General features: G+C 50.8%; 15 protein-coding genes and 4 tRNA genes. 5 read left to right on the top strand and 14 right to left on the bottom strand.

The features are described 5' to 3' along the window. Positions 1 to 28 precede the first annotated feature (28 nt). From VMW30_10785 to VMW30_10740, 10 genes are all read right to left on the bottom strand, one after another. On the bottom strand, positions 29 to 565 hold the full coding sequence (locus VMW30_10785) for an alpha/beta hydrolase (protein ID HUW88833.1): 537 nt from the start codon (positions 563 to 565) through the stop codon (positions 29 to 31). Between the two features lie 128 nt (positions 566 to 693). Then, positions 694 to 1,176, bottom strand: coding sequence for an NUDIX hydrolase (locus VMW30_10780; protein HUW88832.1), 483 nt, complete (start codon positions 1,174 to 1,176; stop codon positions 694 to 696). A gap of 117 nt (positions 1,177 to 1,293) precedes the next feature. Then, positions 1,294 to 1,860, bottom strand: a complete 567-nt coding sequence (locus VMW30_10775) for a hypothetical protein (GenBank protein HUW88831.1) — start codon at positions 1,858 to 1,860, stop codon at positions 1,294 to 1,296. Between the two features lie 150 nt (positions 1,861 to 2,010). Further along, positions 2,011 to 2,084 (bottom strand) — tRNA-Gly (locus VMW30_10770). A gap of 309 nt (positions 2,085 to 2,393) precedes the next feature. Continuing rightward, positions 2,394 to 2,466 (bottom strand) — tRNA-Val (locus tag VMW30_10765). Between the two features lie 215 nt (positions 2,467 to 2,681). Then, the gene (locus VMW30_10760; protein ID HUW88830.1) at positions 2,682 to 3,440 is read right to left on the bottom strand and encodes an enoyl-CoA hydratase-related protein; all 759 of its coding nucleotides are present in this window, start codon (positions 3,438 to 3,440) and stop codon (positions 2,682 to 2,684) included. Then, positions 3,437 to 4,588 (bottom strand): acyl-CoA dehydrogenase family protein, encoded by a 1,152-nt coding sequence (locus VMW30_10755; GenBank protein ID HUW88829.1) that lies wholly within the window; start codon positions 4,586 to 4,588, stop codon positions 3,437 to 3,439. Before VMW30_10755 ends, VMW30_10760 begins: the two co-directional genes overlap by 4 nt. A gap of 11 nt (positions 4,589 to 4,599) precedes the next feature. Further along, on the bottom strand, positions 4,600 to 5,538 hold the full coding sequence (locus VMW30_10750) for a hydroxymethylglutaryl-CoA lyase (GenBank protein HUW88828.1): 939 nt from the start codon (positions 5,536 to 5,538) through the stop codon (positions 4,600 to 4,602). Beyond that, positions 5,531 to 7,384 carry a biotin carboxylase N-terminal domain-containing protein gene (locus tag VMW30_10745; GenBank protein HUW88827.1) on the bottom strand — a complete coding sequence of 618 codons (1,854 nt, stop codon included), beginning with the start codon at positions 7,382 to 7,384 and terminating at the stop codon, positions 5,531 to 5,533. Before VMW30_10745 ends, VMW30_10750 begins: the two co-directional genes overlap by 8 nt. Beyond that, entirely contained in the window at positions 7,384 to 8,997 is a 1,614-nt protein-coding gene (locus VMW30_10740; GenBank protein HUW88826.1) for a carboxyl transferase domain-containing protein, read from the bottom strand. Before VMW30_10740 ends, VMW30_10745 begins: the two co-directional genes overlap by 1 nt. A gap of 99 nt (positions 8,998 to 9,096) precedes the next feature. On the opposite strand from VMW30_10740, the gene VMW30_10735 reads away from it, so the two are divergent. The 5 genes from VMW30_10735 (at position 9,097) to VMW30_10715 (ending at position 13,216) form a co-directional block, all read left to right on the top strand. Further along, entirely contained in the window at positions 9,097 to 9,645 is a 549-nt protein-coding gene (locus tag VMW30_10735) for a TetR/AcrR family transcriptional regulator (protein ID HUW88825.1), read from the top strand. A 671-nt stretch (positions 9,646 to 10,316) separates the two neighbouring features. Next, the gene (locus VMW30_10730) at positions 10,317 to 10,913 is read left to right on the top strand and encodes a GNAT family N-acetyltransferase (GenBank protein HUW88824.1); all 597 of its coding nucleotides are present in this window, start codon (positions 10,317 to 10,319) and stop codon (positions 10,911 to 10,913) included. Positions 10,914 to 11,078: 165 nt separating this feature from the next. Next, positions 11,079 to 11,864, top strand: coding sequence for an SDR family oxidoreductase (locus VMW30_10725; protein HUW88823.1), 786 nt, complete (start codon positions 11,079 to 11,081; stop codon positions 11,862 to 11,864). A 341-nt stretch (positions 11,865 to 12,205) separates the two neighbouring features. Next, positions 12,206 to 12,278 (top strand) — tRNA-Val (locus tag VMW30_10720). Between the two features lie 185 nt (positions 12,279 to 12,463). Then, positions 12,464 to 13,216 carry a hypothetical protein gene (locus VMW30_10715; protein ID HUW88822.1) on the top strand — a complete coding sequence of 251 codons (753 nt, stop codon included), beginning with the start codon at positions 12,464 to 12,466 and terminating at the stop codon, positions 13,214 to 13,216. A 192-nt stretch (positions 13,217 to 13,408) separates the two neighbouring features. Here the strand turns inward: VMW30_10715 and VMW30_10710 are convergent. The 4 genes from VMW30_10710 to VMW30_10695 all read right to left on the bottom strand — a co-directional run bounded on the left by VMW30_10710 (position 13,409) and on the right by VMW30_10695 (position 16,270). Further along, positions 13,409 to 13,481, bottom strand: a tRNA-Val gene (locus VMW30_10710). Between the two features lie 186 nt (positions 13,482 to 13,667). Then, on the bottom strand, positions 13,668 to 13,928 hold the full coding sequence (locus tag VMW30_10705) for a F0F1 ATP synthase subunit epsilon (GenBank protein ID HUW88821.1): 261 nt from the start codon (positions 13,926 to 13,928) through the stop codon (positions 13,668 to 13,670). A 6-nt stretch (positions 13,929 to 13,934) separates the two neighbouring features. Continuing rightward, positions 13,935 to 15,356 carry a F0F1 ATP synthase subunit beta gene (atpD, locus tag VMW30_10700; protein ID HUW88820.1) on the bottom strand — a complete coding sequence of 474 codons (1,422 nt, stop codon included), beginning with the start codon at positions 15,354 to 15,356 and terminating at the stop codon, positions 13,935 to 13,937. Next, a complete protein-coding gene (locus VMW30_10695) occupies positions 15,356 to 16,270 on the bottom strand; it encodes a F0F1 ATP synthase subunit gamma (GenBank protein ID HUW88819.1) in 915 nt (304 codons plus the stop codon). Before VMW30_10695 ends, atpD begins: the two co-directional genes overlap by 1 nt. Between the last annotated feature and the right edge of the window lies 1 nt (position 16,271).

Here is a 16,271-nt window from a genome sequence, read left to right as displayed (position 1 = left end):
AACTGGGCACTGGGAATCCGCTCTGTCTTTAGAGGTTCTCCACAAATAACGTTATGGCCGCCACGATTTCTTTTAGGAGTCCTACGGAAGCCAAGGGATCTCCCGGTATTTCCAAACCGTGGTCTGCGCCAAGCAATTCTAGGACTTGCTGGCCACTCGCCTTTGCGATATCGCCATTCCATGAATCGTCGGCAGTCCCGCCAACCAATAAGGTCTTGCTTGTTACGCGTGATAAGGCTTCAACTAATTCAGGCCTATTTAGGAGTGGCGTGAGCCAGATCGCCGGCAAACCACGTTCAATCACTAAAGGCAAGGCGAGCGAACCTAGAGACTTACCAACAACAAGAGGAACCTGGCTAGAGAATTTGTCTAGCGTCGTCTTCACTCTTCCAATAAGAGCCTCCTCGGAAAGGAGATCTTCTGGTTCCCACCAAACTTCTTCTACGGACCATCCTTTAGTTAATAGCACATTCCATGCGTAATAGAGGAGAGGGTGGTGCGGCGAGTAGTTTCGGCCAGGTAACAACACAGCCACTCTGCCGTTTGTGCCCTGATGAAAAGTCACCAAAAAAGTCTACCTAGCAGGAGGGTGAAGTGGGGCAGTCTCTTGCAATCTCTCATTGAATTCGCGACAAAGTGCGCTCGGCGAAATGAAACTGGGCACGGGTATCCATCTTTCCAATGCGGAAAGAGCTAGTTAATCTCGATGTATTCACGGGGAGATCCATCCCAAGTCACTCTAAGTCTTGCAGCCGCCGCAATTGCCGTCGCTATCTGCTGACGTCCTGATTCTCCCCAATTGAGCAAATCATTCGTATGGATGGGTGGAACCCATAGTCTCGCGTACTTCCTCCTAGTGTTCGGATCAGACGCGCTTGGGGTTATTTGATCGATCAAGCCGACCAATCGCACTTGAGCAAATTCCTCATCAACTGTGATGAGTTGATACCCCAGATAATTGAGAGAGGCAATCGCTATCTGTACTTCTTCTTCAGCTTCTCGAATGAGAGTTTGGAACACACTCTCGTCGTTTTCAGGTTTGCCACCCGGAAGGTTGTACTTTCCTCTGTCTTCCAGCAGAAGGATTCGCCCATCAAAATTAAAGATGAATCCATAAACTTGGCGAATTTCTAAGCCTTTTGGGACTTCAGACTCGATCCATTGGTAAGTACTCACGCGCAATCACCGTCCACACAGTGGAAGAGAGTCTGGCGCATCTCATTACTTTAGACCGTGCGTCCGAGGGAATGAAACTGGGCACTGGGAATCCATCATCGGATTTGCGTGAGTACCCTAGTAAATATCATAGGAATCCAAAATGTGCGTGAGTTGCTGGGATGTTGTCTTCGCCAATTCTCCTCCGGTGAAGCGCTCATCATTTGTAATTTCAACGTTCAATTCGATTGGAAAATTGGAGGGTATGGTTCCTGCGGTCTCCAAATCCACTTCCGCAAGTATTAGGCCAGTTAGCCGCCCGCCGAACTCATCTATTGCGAGACTTTGCCCACCGATGGGGTTAATCCATCTCACCTTCTCCAACTCATTCGCAGGTAGTCGAGCAAAGAGGTCGAACTCTTTTGCAGACAAGTAAATGGTTGTGTGAGCATTCTCTGAAGGAGAACTCCCATCAAATCTTATTTTCTGGCCCAGCTTGAAAACGGTGGGAAGTCCAGATTCTTCAACCCGTCGTAACCGAAGTCGAGTTCCAACCAAATATCTGTCTTGGATAAACAGGCATCTGGGGTTGTTCGACATAGCAATGCGATTCCGAATTAAGAATCGTCTCTCATTCTCTATAAGCGCATATTTGAGTGAAATCGACTCACCATTAAACATTGGTGATCCCTTGTCAGAAGCCATATCCGTAATCTAGTTCAAAATTTGGAAGTCCGAACGTTTGTTTGTCAGAAATTAGAAAGGGGTCCTAGGTTTTCACCCAAGACCCCTGCTCAATCTTTTCGACTTCTTGATCGATGCCACTAGATCAGCCAAGAGAGTTTGAGACTACGGTGTCAGCGACGGGGATCGAACCCGCACCTTCGATTTGGCAAAAATAGATATGCTGCCGATTACAACACGCCAACATCGCGGTCGAAGTCTCGATCAAATCGAAATGCTCTCGATTGATGAAAAGTGATTCTATGGATACTTCCTCAGTGTGGAATAACAAATGGACCCGATAAATAATCGAGTCCATTTGCCTGCCAAACCGAAGGTATGAAAAGTATGCCAGAAATAGAAGTTACGCAAAGTAGTCATTGTTGGCACGAAGAGATGGAACTAGGCGCTGGGTTTCGATCGTAAATCGATATCGAAAGAGTGTTTCCATACTCATGTTCGAAATCGAGAATGAAATGGCCCCCGTTGACGAAACGGAGGCCACCCCAGGTATATGCGACTGGTGAGAGTCGAACTCACCGCCTTCCATTCGTCATATAGATGCTCTATCCGCTGAGCTACAGCCGCATATGCGAAAGTTATATTTTTGGCCCGTTATTTGTGCTTGAGGAATTTCACATGTTGATAAAGGAATCCTGTTAAGAGTGTTAAGATTTAACACCATTCGTCATATGGCAAAGACCCCCTGGCTGAATTGCCAAGGGGTCTTTTTAATGTTTAAAGTGCCGGGAGAATCCAAAAAAGTGCGCCCGCAGGGATTCGAACCGAAAACCTTCTGCTTATTAACGACCGTGCCAGCGCGGCGAGCGTTTTTCCTTGAATGCAAGAGGCCCTTCTTGCGCGTCTTCGCTGAGATAAACCGGATTCCAAATTTCATTTGCACGCGGACGCGCATCTCCAAGAATTGCTTCAAGTGTGCCGCGCACCATGGCTTTGCCGGCAGCCACTGAGAGCGGAGCATTAGCAGCGATTTGTTCTGCAAGAGCTCGGCTCGTAGAACGTAGTTCTCCGGAGGGAACCACGAAGTTGATTAGACCCAGATTTTGAGCTCTGAATGCAGAGATGGGCTGCGCAGTCATAAGAAGTTCGAGGGCGATCCGTGGTGGAATCAACAGCGCAAGTGGCGCGGCCCATGGTGCACCTCGCCCGTAGTGTGCCTCCGTAATTCCGAAGGTCGCATGACTGGCAGCAATGACGAGATCGGCGCTTTGGGCGAGAAAGAAGCCCCCGCCAAGGGCGGTTCCGTTAACAGCGGCGATAACTGGTTTGTGACTAGCTAAATCAGAAATGAAATCGTCAGGAGGAATAGTGAGGTGTTCTTCGGACATTTCTTTGAGATCGGCTCCGGCACTAAATGCGATGTTACCTGTCGCCGTGATGATCAGAATCTTTGCCCGATCATTCTTATTGAAAGATTCAAGTGATGAACTGATGCCGTTACGAACAGCGGCGTTAAGGGCATTGCGTGAATCCGGCCGATTGATAGTGATGGTGGCGATGCCATCAGAAACTTCGTAAAGCAACTCGTCGTTTGTAATCATTGCGCATTCAATCCCAGGCTGCGGGCGATCAGAATTTTCTGCACTTCGCTGGTTCCTTCGCCGATTTCCAGAATCTTAGAGTCACGATAATGTCGAGCAACAGAGTATTCATCCATGAATCCATAGCCCCCAAAGATCTGCGTGGCGGCACGGGCGTTGTCCATCGCGGCTTCACTTGCTACTAATTTGGCGATCGATGCTTCGGTCTTAAAATCTTTGCCTGCTGCCATCAGGAAAGCCGCGTGGTAATAAGCAAGGCGTGCAACGTGCGTGCGCGCTTCCATTTCTGCAATTTTGAAGGCAATCGACTGATACTCGCCGATCGTTTTCCCGAACGCTTTGCGTTCTTTGGCATAGCGTACGGATTCATCAATGCATCCTTGTGCTGCTCCTACAGCCAGCGCTGCGATCGCGATGCGCCCCTCATCCAATGCCTGGAGAAAATTGGCGTAACCCCGTCCACGCTCACCTAAGAGATTGCTCGCTGGAACACGAACGTCAGTGAACGAGAGTGGATGCGTATCAGAGGCATGCCAACCGACCTTGAGATAGGAGGGTTCGACGACGAAACCGGGTGTTCCATTTGGAACGATGATCGTGCTGAGCTCCTTTGTTCCATCGGGCTTCGTGCCAGTTATGCAGGCGACGATGACCAAGGAGGTGATCGACGTGCCTGAATTGGTGATAAAGGTTTTAGCGCCATTTATCACCCACTCATCGCCTTCTAGCCGCGCAGTCGTGCGCAGACCGCTGGCATCGCTGCCGCCGTCCGGCTCAGTTAGGCCGAATCCGGCAAGTGCTTGGCCGCTGAGGAGAGCTGGAAGGAATTTCTTCTTCTGCTCATCAGTTCCCGTTCGATAAATCAGCATCGAACCCAGACCGACTCCAGCTTCGACGGTGACGGCAACGCTCTGATCGATACGAGCCAACTCCTCAATTGCTAGACAGAGCGAAAGAAAGTCTCCACCCATCCCGCCCACTTCTTCCGGAAAGGGCAGACCGAAAATTCCCATTGCCCCCATCTTTTTGATCACGTCATAAGGAAAGGATTGCTCCCTGTCGTGTTTGGCTGCCACAGGAGCGAGAACGTTGTTGGCGAACTCTCGAACAGTTTTCGCCAGAGTCTGATGATCCTCGGACAATTGCATTAAGACTGAATTCATTCCTTTTCCGCCATTTCGTTGTTATCCATCAATGCGATTGCAGTCTTTGAGCGGATCGCCAGTCCGCTCGTGTCACGTAGCCAGCGGCTCGTGTCAAGTAGTGCTTCGAAGTTGATCCCTGTGGAGATTCCGAGTCCGTGCAATTGCCAAACGAGATCCTCGGTAGCAAGGTTTCCTGTCGCGCTTTTGGCAAACGGACATCCACCCAGACCTCCGATGGAGGAGTCAACAGTTGTCATACCTTCCATAAGTGCAGTGAGTGTGTTCGAAAGCGCCTGCCCGTAAGTGTCATGAAAGTGAACCGCAAGGAGCGAACGCGCGATACCGCGCGCCTCTAATGCATCCAGTAGATCTATAACATCACCGGGTGTCGCGACTCCGATGGTGTCGCCCAAAGAAAGTTCGGTGATTCCATCTGCGAACAGCCTCTCCGCCACATCGACTACTTGTTCTGCACTCACCTTTCCTTCCCAAGGATCGCCGAAGCACATCGAGATGTATCCACGCACTCGAAGACCCGCATCTCGTGCCTGCTTGATGACCGGACGGAAAATTTCCAGCGAACCCGCAACTGTGTTGTTGAGGTTCGCCTTTGCAAATGACTCGGTCGCGCTGGCGAATACTGCGATCTCTTGCACACCCGCCTTTATTGCACGGTCGAGTCCTCGCTGATTCGGAACCAAGGCACTCATCCGATGTTTCGCAAGCAGGGGCGCCAACTCGGCTAACAATTCTTCGGCATCTGCCAAGGCAGGGACGACATCGGGTCGCACGAAACTAGCGACTTCGATTGCGGGAATTCCCGCGCCTGCCAGGCGTTTGATCAACTCTGCTTTCACTGCAGTCGTTAGAACCATGCTCTCGTTCTGCAACCCGTCCCGCGGTCCAACTTCATAAACGGTGACTGCTTTAGGTAATTCGCTGTGATCAAACATCTTCCACCACCTCGAGTAAGAGCTGCCCCACTCGCACATTGGCATTTAAAGTCACGTTGCAGTGCAGAACGTGGCCAGAGTGCCTGGCGCGAACAATGTGTTCCATCTTCATCGCTTCGATAACAACCAGCGGATCGCCGAGTGTTACCTGATCACCAATAGCCACATTCAATGCGATCACCACCCCCGGCATCGGACTCACAATTTCGTCACTCAACCGATCTTTCGAAACACGCCGCTCATTCGCCTCTTTGATGAGCCACGTACCAAAGGATCGATGATGAAGCCAGTAGTTATCATCATCGCGATACGAGTCCACCACCAGAGATGAGCGAGTACCTGTTGGCACATCATGACGGACGCCGTCGATATACGCCGCAATCGTCGCGTGCGGCATACCGTTAAGGCGCCATCCATCTGCGCGCCAGGACCCAACGTTCGAAGAAGAGGCTGCTATCGCCGCGTACGCAGTTAGGACTGCCGGTGACGGAAGGGCACGTTCAAGCTCGCATGCCTCGAGGAATTTTGTGTCGTAGTTGGATTCTGCAATGTCGCTCAGGTGCAACAGTTGGATGAGGAAGTCGATATTTGTGGTGACGCCTAGTAGGACGGTATTACAAAGTGTCTCTCGCAAACTTTCGAGGGCAGAAGGTCGGTCTTTGCCCCAACAGGCGACCTTGGCCAACATTGGGTCAAATGAAGATGAAATGAATGCGCCATCCTTGATCGCCGAATCTGTCACAGTGTGGGAGGTATTGGCTGGCTTGAATTTGCCAACGACTCCACCGGTTGGAAGAAAGTCGTTGAATGCGTCCTCGGCATAAATGCGCGCCTCGATGGCGTGTCCGGTGAATCCGCTCGTCGGTATTACATCATTTAACCGTTCGCCGGCGGCCAATCGCAGCTGGCATTCGACCAGATCCAACCCGGTGATCATCTCGGTAACGCGGTGCTCCACCTGCAGGCGCGTGTTCATCTCCATGAAGTAAAAAGTCTCCGGCGCATCGGCGTCGACGAGGAATTCAATGGTGCCTAAGTTCTGGTAGCCGATGGCCGAAGTCAGAGCTACTGCTGCGGCACCCATGATTTCGCGATTGCTCTTCGAAAATCGCGGCGCCGGTGCTTCTTCCACAACTTTTTGATGGCGTCGCTGCAGCGAACATTCCCGCTCTCCTAAATGCGTGCTACTTCCATAGTTGTCAGCCACAACTTGAAATTCGATGTGCCGGGCATGCAGAAGATACTTCTCCACAAGCAGGCTCTCGTCGCCAAATGCAGTCTTCGCTTCACGACGCGCGCTCGGAAGTACTTCGCGTAATTCATCAAAGTCGCGGGCCACATGGAGACCTTTTCCGCCACCACCGGCGGCAGGTTTGACCAGCAAAGGAAATTGCAAACCACGACAGGCGTCGAGCAACTCTGCGTTCGACATGGAAGATTCACCAATACCGGGCACGACGGGGACTCCTGCTCTCATCGCATAATCTCGCGCTGAGATTTTCTCGCCCATTGCAGTCATTGCGTGCGCTGGCGGGCCGATGAAGATGAGCCCTGCCTCCTGACATGCTTTCGCGAGCTGCGCATTCTCTGCAAGGAATCCGTAGCCGGGATGGATGGCTTGAGAGTTGCTAGCCAGGGCGGCGGCAATTATCTGTTGGATATCGAGGTACCCACTCTGTTGCACGTCATCGAGAAGATAACTTTCCGAAATTCGCGCGACATGCAGTGAGTCGCGATCGTGCTGGGTATAGACGCCGACAGCGTCAATACCAAGTCGCTCCAATGTTCCATTGATCCGGAGGGCGACCTCTCCGCGATTGGCAATAAGAACTTTTGCAAACACCATTACATCCGAAAAATTCCGAAAGAACTTGCCGGCAATGGTGAAAGACCAGAGATTGATAGAGCGAGCGATAGGACTCGGCGAGTATCTCGCGGATCGATAATTCCATCGTCCCAAAGCCGGGCAGTCGAGAAATATGCGCTGCTTTCTCTCTCATACTTTGCGCGGATTGGCTCCTTGAATTCCTCAACCTCCTCCGACGTCCAATGCTCGCCTTTTGTCGCAAGTTGGTCCTTTTTGACAGTGGCCAGAACCGAAGCAGCTTGCTCCCCACCCATCACCGAAATGCGAGCATTGGGCCACATCCAGAGAAAACGCGGATCGTATGATCGCCCGCACATGGAATAGTTGCCCGCGCCAAAAGAGCCGCCGATAATCACAGTGAATTTCGGCACTCGGGCGCAGGCCACCGCAGTCACCATTTTGGCGCCGTGTTTGGCGATACCGCCAGTCTCGTATTCGCGACCGACCATGAAACCAGAAATATTCTGCAGGAATACCAGAGGGATCTTCCGCTGGTCGCAGATCTCAATAAAGTGAGCGCCCTTCTGAGCGGATTCGCTGAAGAGAACACCATTATTAGCAATGATTCCCACTAAGAAGCCGTCGATATGAGCGAAACCCGTGACCAGCGTTTCGCCAAACTCCGCCTTGAACTCGAGGAATCGACTTCCATCCACGATTCTGGCGATAACCTCATGAACATCGTAAGTCGTTCGCGTATCAGTGGGCACGATGCCGAGGATTTCCCCATCGCTATACAGCGGCGGCTCCACCTCTGAATTTGGCGTCAACCAACTTACGCCTTGGGGAAGTGTGGAAACTATTGAGCGAATAATTATGAGTGCCTGACCCTCGCTCTCGGCCAAGTGGTCAGTAACCCCCGAGATGCGCGAATGCATTGCTCCGCCACCCAAATCCTCTGCTGACACTTCTTCGCCAGTTGCGGCTTTAACCAACGGTGGGCCAGCTAGGAAGATGTGACCCTGCCCCGCAACGATTACGTTCTCATCGCTCATAGCGGGAACATATGCACCTCCCGCCGTGCAGGCTCCGAGTACTGCAGAGATTTGTGGAATTCCTGCTGCGCTCAATCGTGCTTGGTTGAAAAATATCCGACCGAAATGTTCTCGGTCTGGAAACACCTCATGTTGCAACGGCAGATAAGCTCCACCCGAATCGACCAAGTAAATGCACGGGAGGCGATTCTCAAATGCGATATCTTGCGCACGTAGATGTTTCTTCACTGTCATGGGGTAATACGTCCCACCTTTTACCGTCGCATCATTTGCAATAATCATTGCTGGACGGCCGCTGATGATTCCAATACCCGTAATCAATCCTGCGCCTGGCGCCTCATCGCCGTACATGCCATTCGCAGCCAGCGGTGAGAGCTCGAGGAATGGCGAACCTGGATCTAGAAGATGAGTTACGCGATCGCGCGGCAGCAACTTTCCGCGATCTTGATGACGGATGCGTGTGCTTTCTGGACCCCCGAGGGCGGCGCGGGCCATCTGCGCCATGAATTCATCAATGAGATCTCGGAACGCAGCATCTCTTTCGCGGAAGGAAGGCTCTCGCAGATCGATCGTCGTCAATAGTCGTGGAAAACTCATGATCCTCCGCTACTGTTAGTGTTCATTAACATTGTTAGGATAGTCGCTTAGCTACCGAGTTTGGAAGACCTCGAGGCGACTTTTTGATTTGGAGGAATAATGGGGACTCGTGAGCGTCTTCTTGAAAGCGGAGCTGCGCTCTTTGCCGCCAAGGGTTTCAATGGCGTTGGCGTTGAAGAACTAGGCGAATCGGTCGGCCTCACCGGTCCCTCGATGTACCGGCACTTTCGCACGAAAAGTGCCCTGCTCGGGGAGATGCTCATTACCGTTAGCAAGTCACTGCTCGAGGGAGCGACTGAAGTGATCGAGGAGAATCTCGATCCGCAGCAAACTCTCTCCGCATTGATCGAACGTCACGTCGAATTCGCGATCACTTATCCCGATCTCATCAGAGTCCACGAGCGCGACTTTAGTAATCTCGAAGAAGATGATGCCCGGCAGGTTCGACGCCTGCAACGGCGATATGTCGAACTCTGGGTAGATCAAATCCAACTAGTGCGGCGAAATGACACACCAGAGACTGCCCGCACCATGGCGCACGCAGTCTTTGGATTGCTCAACTCAACACCACGGCTGCGATCCACTCAGCGACGCAATGAAGTTGCCGCGCTCATGCTTGGCTTGGCGCAGCGAGCTTTACTGCCTTGATTTTGAGAAAGTTTCCTACTAGTGAATGTTAAAAGAATTTAATATATCCGTGAGTTCCTCAGCTGTTGTTTTAGCAAGTGCGCCTCCCGTGAAACGTTCATCATTGGTGACTTCGTCGTTCAAATCGATCGGAAACATGGCGGGCAAGGTACCAGTGCTTCCCAGATCCACCTCCGCAAGGACGAGGTTGGCCAACGAACCACCGAACTCATCAAACTCCCATCAACTCTGATCTTCTGTCCGAGTTTATAAACTACTGGAAATCCAGATTCCTCAACCTGCCGCAATCTGAGTCTCGTTCCAATCAGATATCGGTCTCGAATATAGAGGCGTCTTGCGCCGCTTGTCGTGGCAAAAGGACTTCGAATTAAGAATCGTCTTTCATTTTCCACATGCGCGTATTTGAGCGATATTGACTCACCCTTAGACATTGGTAAATTTCCCTCAGAAGTCATGTGCATAATCTCAGTCAAATGGCGGAAGACAGAATGGCTTTTTAGAAGTAACTGAAAAGGGTCTTAAGTTTTCACTCAGGACCCCCTCTTAATGCTTAAATCAACGACCGATTCCCAGTTTTATCCCACCGAGCGCGCCCGAAGGGAAGAAACTGAGAATTAGGAGTCAATTCTTTTTCTACCATTGAAAACGCAAATAGGCAGTAGGTTGTCACGATGAATTCAGAAATCGAGATAGTCAATGCCCTAGATCCCAGATGTCTAGAACTCGAAACTGCTGGTTATACAGTTGTCGGAGAATCATGGGGAGCGCATCTGCGCTTAAGCGACCCTATCGATTTGAGTCTATATGCGGGAAAGATTTCTGGATTACAGACGTTGGGATATCAGGTGGAATCCCTTGCACTCGGCCTTGCCAACCAGGTTCTAGAACTTGAAGTTACGAACAATCCCGATTACCCATACACACCAGCAACCGCGCATGCCACGCCGACTTTTGAAAGCACGAGGAACTTATGGAAAGCGGGCAACGGGGTTTTCGGCGCATTCAAAGAAGGACTACTCGTAGGAGTAGTGGCCGCATCCAAGGGAGCGAAGGAAGTAAATATAGATTTCGGTAGCGTGAGAAGAGAACACCGAGGCTTGGGAGTGGGATCTGCAATTGTGTCGCTCGCGATAAGTACCTACGCGAATCTTGGAGAGCGTCTTTTTTCGACTGGGGGCGCAGCAGTCAATGAAGCGAGTCATGCAACAGTGAGAAGTCTTGGCTTTGCGGTAGACGAACAATGGCGAAGTTATCAAAGACCGAACTAGTAATCCTCAGGAAGAGAGGTCTTTAGCGCGCCCGAAGGGATGAAACTGGAAGTTGGGAATCGGTCGTTCCGATCTATCTTCGAATTGAGTGGTTCATTTCCGTATTACTCAGAAAAGAGGAGAATAAGCGCAGATCCATCCATACGCCTGAGAAAGGTCATCACAGTGACAAGAACATATGTAATTACGGGCGCTGCCTCTGGAATTGGAGCGGCTACTTCGGCCTTGCTTAAGGAACGTGGTGCCAAAGTAATTGGAGTGGATATTCATAACTCCGATATCAGCGCCGATCTGAGTACCTCCATCGGACGTAAAGATGCTGCAAGGAGTGCCATAAAGCTGAGTGGAGGAAGCATTGATGGTGTCATCCCTTGCGCTGGATTGGTGTATTCAATTGCCCCGACTGTTTCCGTCAATTTCTTCGGAGTCACTGAGTTTCTCACCGAGCTCCTCCCAACTCTGAAAAATAGTTCGGCGCCAAGAGTCGCCATACCAAGTTCGATGGCGTCCCTATTTCCCATTTCTTCTGAATTAGTCGATGCAATGCTCGCCAATGATGAGGCGCGGGCCTTACTAATTGCGCAAGGGCTAGTTGATCAAGGGCCTAAAACGGCAGGACTGATTTATGGTTCGACCAAGCGCGCACTTAGTCGTTGGATTCGTCGTGAGTGCATCAAACCGGAATGGGCGGGGGCAGGGATCCCACTCAATGCCGTCGGACCTGGAATTGTCGAGACCCCGATGGTCGCAGGATTGATTGCTACTGAAGAGTCCAGAACCGCTATGGATGCGATGATTCCTATGCCGCTCAACCACTACCTCAAAGCCCGGCAAGTTTCTTATCTGCTTGCTTGGCTTACCAGTGAGGAGAACACCCATACAACTGGTCAGACGATCTACATTGATGGCGGCGCTGATGCATCAATCCGAGGTGACAACATCTGGAGTTAATTCACCAGTGCGACCGAAGGGATGAAACTGGGCATCGGAAATCTCAATTGTTATTGTCTCAATGAGAGGATTCCAAGGAAGGAATTGCCAATAGTTCGGTATAGAAACACTAAAACCTCGAGATGTTCTCTCGAGGTTTTAGGTAGTAACTCAACAAACAGAGTCTGTTGCGCCCCCAACGAAGTTCTGAAACTGTAGCACGAATCGGAATTCACTGGTTGTGCTTTGCGAAATACAGATGATTACTCTCTGTGACTTTCCCCTTTAACTAAAACAAGTTCTCCACATGCTCCCGCAAAGCAGCAAATCGCCAAGGCCCCATCCTCTGACTTACGCGAGGTGCCTCTGTAGCTCAACGGAAAGAGCACGCCTCCAACGAAGGCGGAGATACGGGTTCGAATCCCGTCAGGGGCACATCACCAGAAAGGCTCCACTTACTGTGGAGCCTTTCTTAGTGCCTATAGCAATGCGGGCGAGCAAGGTTTGTTAAAGTCGCAAACGTAATTAGAACAGAGTGCGCCCGAAGGGATGAAACTGGGCACTGGGAGTCAATCGTTCTTCTAGCCTAAAAAGGAGCAAGTGGGTAGTAGATTCTGAAGGTGAATTCAGGATTTGATAAAGTGCAAATTGATATTGCTCTCGATGTTTCAGTCGGTGACTGGATCAGAGAATCTTTGGATCCATGGGTAGCTTTTTCTGAAATCCCGGTCACTATTGGAATAGTCATTCCTAAAGGGTTCGAGAGTTATGTACTGGTTCGCCATACCGGTCCGGGTGATCACCAAGGAGGACTCGGAAATGAAAGCCTCGGAACGCTAGTAGAGATACTCTCCAATTTCACAATTACCCCCGAAGAGTGCTTTTTTGCATTATGGGAGGGGTATGGATGGATGCATGCGGGAAGCATCGCGACTCTCAAACCTCTTCGACACCCAATACTTCATAGATTTTTTCTGCGAATTTCGATCAAGATCAGCGCTAGGAGGTTTAGAAGGAGAATTCGGACGCAAGTTCAATCGCTGGATCACTTAGAGTCGCACACTTTGCCGGTAGGGATCATGAAATCGGAGCGATTTAAACTCCCTAATCGCGAATATTTGCTGATGCGTGGCCCATTATCAGAGGCTAGAAAGATCGGTTGGGTATTCTCCGAGTCGTTTCAGTCTCAATCACCTAACCTCTTGTGGCCAAGTGATCGGGGTTGGATATTGGCGACAGAGATTGACTTCAACGTAACTCTCATTGGTGGGAGCGAAAGTTTAGTAGCAGCAATTTTGAATGCTGGTTCGCTCTCCGCCGAACGCTTTAAAGTAACTGACACGATCGAGCAGTTGAAAGTGGCTGAATATTAATTGATTTGAATGTGAAAAAAGGGCTGCACCATGACTAGTAGTGACGCCCTTCCTCATAACTGCGCCCGAAGGGATGAAACTTGGCACTGGGTTTCGATCGTAAATTTGTAACTAAATCGTGTTTCCATACTCATGTTCGAAATCGAGAGTGAAATGACCCCCGTTGACGAGACGAAGGCCACCCCACGTATATGCGACTGGTGAGAGTCGAACTCACGACCTTCCATTCGTCAGGTGAATGCTCTATCCGCTGAGCTACAGCCGCATTCGCGAACCATATTTCCTAGGCGAATTTCGGCGTGAGCGATGGGTAACTCTATGTTTATCGTAGAACCTTGGGGAAAAGTGTTACCATTTATTTAGTCAGGTGGATGCAAAAAGCCCCCAGGTAAATCTGGGGGCTTTTTCTATAGTCAAATCGATTTTGGTTGTGCACCCGAAGGGATTCGAACTAGCTAATACTCTCGGTCAGGATCGACACACGATTATTGGAGACAGAAAGAAATCCGCCGTGAACTTCAAATTCGCTCACGGCGCCATCGAGAGCCTTAATACTTACTTTTCCATCAACTAGTACACCAAAGAGTGGTTCGTGACCTGGAAGTATTCCCAGGTCACCCTCTACGGTACGTGCAGAAACCATCTTCGCCTGCCCGGACCAGACCCTTGCTTCTGGAGTTACGAGTTCTACTCCAAGCACACTTTCAGACATGATCTATTAACCCTTAGCCAATTCAGCAGCCCGGCGCTCAACGTCATCGAGACCGCCGCACATGAAGAATGCTTGTTCTGGAACGTGATCGTACTTTCCATCTGCAAGTGCTTCGAAGGCTTCGATGGTGTCGTTTAGTGGAACGAACGAACCCTCAAGGCCGGTGAAGACCTTGGCGACGAAGGTATTCTGGGAAAGGAAGCGTTGAATACGGCGAGCGCGCCCAACGAGAATCCGGTCCTCTTCAGAGAGTTCGTCGATACCAAGAATTGCGATGATGTCCTGCAAATCCTTGTAACGCTGCAGAATTTGCTTAGTCCGGTTGGCAACTCGGAAGTGGTGCTCGCCAATGTAGCGCGGATCCAAGATACGCGAAGTTGAATCAAGTGGATCTACCGCTGGATAAATACCCAATTCGGAAATTGGGCGCGAGAGAACTGTGGTCGCATCCAAGTGAGCGAAGGTGGTGTGAGGAGCTGGGTCGGTGATGTCATCGGCAGGCACATAAATAGCCTGCATCGATGTAATCGAGTGACCGCGGGTAGAAGTAATGCGCTCCTGAAGCTGGCCCATTTCATCGGCAAGTGTTGGCTGGTAACCAACCGCAGATGGCATACGTCCAAGCAGAGTTGATACCTCAGAACCTGCTTGAGTAAAGCGGAAGATGTTGTCGATGAAGAGCAGAACGTCCTGCTTCTGAACATCGCGGAAATACTCAGCCATCGTGAGCGCAGAGAGAGCGACACGAAGACGGGTCCCTGGTGGCTCGTCCATCTGACCGAAGACCAAGGCGGTCTTATTGATAACGCCGGTCTCGGTCATTTCCAAGAAGAGGTCGTTACCTTCACGAGTACGCTCTCCAACACCGGCGAATACGGAGACACCGCCGAAGTTTTCAGCTACCCGGTAAATCATTTCCTGAATTAGAACGGTCTTACCAACACCGGCACCACCGAAGAGGCCGATCTTTCCGCCCTTTACATATGGTGTGAGTAGGTCGATGACCTTGATGCCGGTCTCGAACATCTCGGTCTTTGACTCAAGTTGATCGAATGCTGGCGCATTGCGGTGAATTGGCCAACGCTCTTTGATATCGAGAGATGATGTTGGAACATCGAGTGACTCGCCTAGTGTGTTGAAGACGTGTCCCTTGGTGACATCACCGACTGGCACTGAGATCGCAGAGCCGGTGTCGCTCACTTCAGCACCACGGACCATGCCGTCAGTTGGCTGCATCGAGATAGCGCGCACGAGGTTGTCTCCGATGTGTTGAGCTACCTCCATCGTCAACATACGAGTCTGACCGTTCATGGTCACATCAACGTGTAGTGCATTAAAGATCGATGGCATTGAGTCGGCGGGGAATTCAATATCCACCACTGGTCCAATAATGCGCGCTACTCGACCTTTACCGGTTACTGTCGACATCATTCTCTCCCTGCACTAGCCGAGGCAAGCGCGTCTGCGCCGCCAACAATTTCACTGATTTCCTGGGTAATTTCGGCCTGACGGGCCGCATTCGCACGCCGCGTGAGCGACTTGATTAAATCATCAGCATTGTCAGTCGCTGACTTCATCGCACGACGGCGAGCAGCGTGCTCGGAAGCAGCTGATTGCAACATCGCGTTGAAGATTCGAGCTTCGATATAACGGGGAAGCAACGCGTCAAGCACGCTGGTTGCATCCGGTTCAAACTCATACATTGGCAGCAAGCCCTCAGGAATTGGTTCGTCAGTTTCGACAACCTCGAGGGGCAGCATTCGCTTTGCCATGGCAGTCTGGGTCATCATTGATTGAAATTCGGTATAGATAATGTGAATCTCATCGATTCCAAAATCTTCACTTGATGCATCCGCCACAAACGCCTTGATGAGTGCGTCAGCAACTTCCTTGGCATTTTCATAAGTCGGACTATCGGAGAATCCCGTCCATGATCCAGCAACAGCACGGTTGCGGAACTTGTAGTAATTCACCGCTTTGCGTCCCACCAAGTATGGGCGGACTTCCAGACCGCGCTCTCTCAGAAGGGTCGCGAGTTGCTCGCCTTCCTTAATCGCGTTGTTTGAATAAGCACCGGCCATGCCTCGATCAGATGTAATAATCAAAACCGCTGCGCGCATTGGATTCTCTTCTGCAGTGGTCAACGGGTGGTCCGTGGAGGAATAAGTAGCCAACGCGGAAACCGCGCGGGTCAATTCGTTTGCATACGGAGTGGAGGCCCAAACTTTTTGCTGCGCCTTGACAATACGAGAGGCCGAAATCAACTCCATAGCCTTCGTAATCTTTTTAGTCGCTTTTACCGAACGCATCCGGCGGCGATAAACGCGTAGTTGGGCTCCCATT

Source organism: Candidatus Paceibacterota bacterium, assembly GCA_035530615.1.
Classification (GTDB): Bacteria; Actinomycetota; Actinomycetes; order Nanopelagicales; family Nanopelagicaceae; genus QYPT01.
This window is presented reverse-complemented; position numbering and strand designations above follow the sequence as displayed.

Bases quoted from the DNA above. Each gene is read 5' to 3' on its own strand.
- VMW30_10775 (HUW88831.1), bottom strand. From the start codon at position 1,860: ATGGCTTCTGACAAGGGATCACCAATGTTTAATGGTGAGTCGATTTCA.
- VMW30_10760 (HUW88830.1), bottom strand. From the start codon at position 3,440: ATGATTACAAACGACGAGTTGCTTTACGAAGTTTCTGATGGCATCGCC.
- VMW30_10755 (HUW88829.1), bottom strand. From the start codon at position 4,588: ATGCAATTGTCCGAGGATCATCAGACTCTGGCGAAAACTGTTCGAGAG.
- VMW30_10750 (HUW88828.1), bottom strand. From the start codon at position 5,538: ATGTTTGATCACAGCGAATTACCTAAAGCAGTCACCGTTTATGAAGTT.
- VMW30_10745 (HUW88827.1), bottom strand. From the start codon at position 7,384: ATGGTGTTTGCAAAAGTTCTTATTGCCAATCGCGGAGAGGTCGCCCTC.
- VMW30_10740 (HUW88826.1), bottom strand. From the start codon at position 8,997: ATGAGTTTTCCACGACTATTGACGACGATCGATCTGCGAGAGCCTTCC.
- VMW30_10735 (HUW88825.1), top strand. From the start codon at position 9,097: ATGGGGACTCGTGAGCGTCTTCTTGAAAGCGGAGCTGCGCTCTTTGCC.
- VMW30_10730 (HUW88824.1), top strand. From the start codon at position 10,317: ATGAATTCAGAAATCGAGATAGTCAATGCCCTAGATCCCAGATGTCTA.
- VMW30_10705 (HUW88821.1), bottom strand. From the start codon at position 13,928: ATGTCTGAAAGTGTGCTTGGAGTAGAACTCGTAACTCCAGAAGCAAGG.
- atpD (HUW88820.1), bottom strand. From the start codon at position 15,356: ATGTCGACAGTAACCGGTAAAGGTCGAGTAGCGCGCATTATTGGACCA.
- VMW30_10695 (HUW88819.1), bottom strand. From the start codon at position 16,270: ATGGGAGCCCAACTACGCGTTTATCGCCGCCGGATGCGTTCGGTAAAA.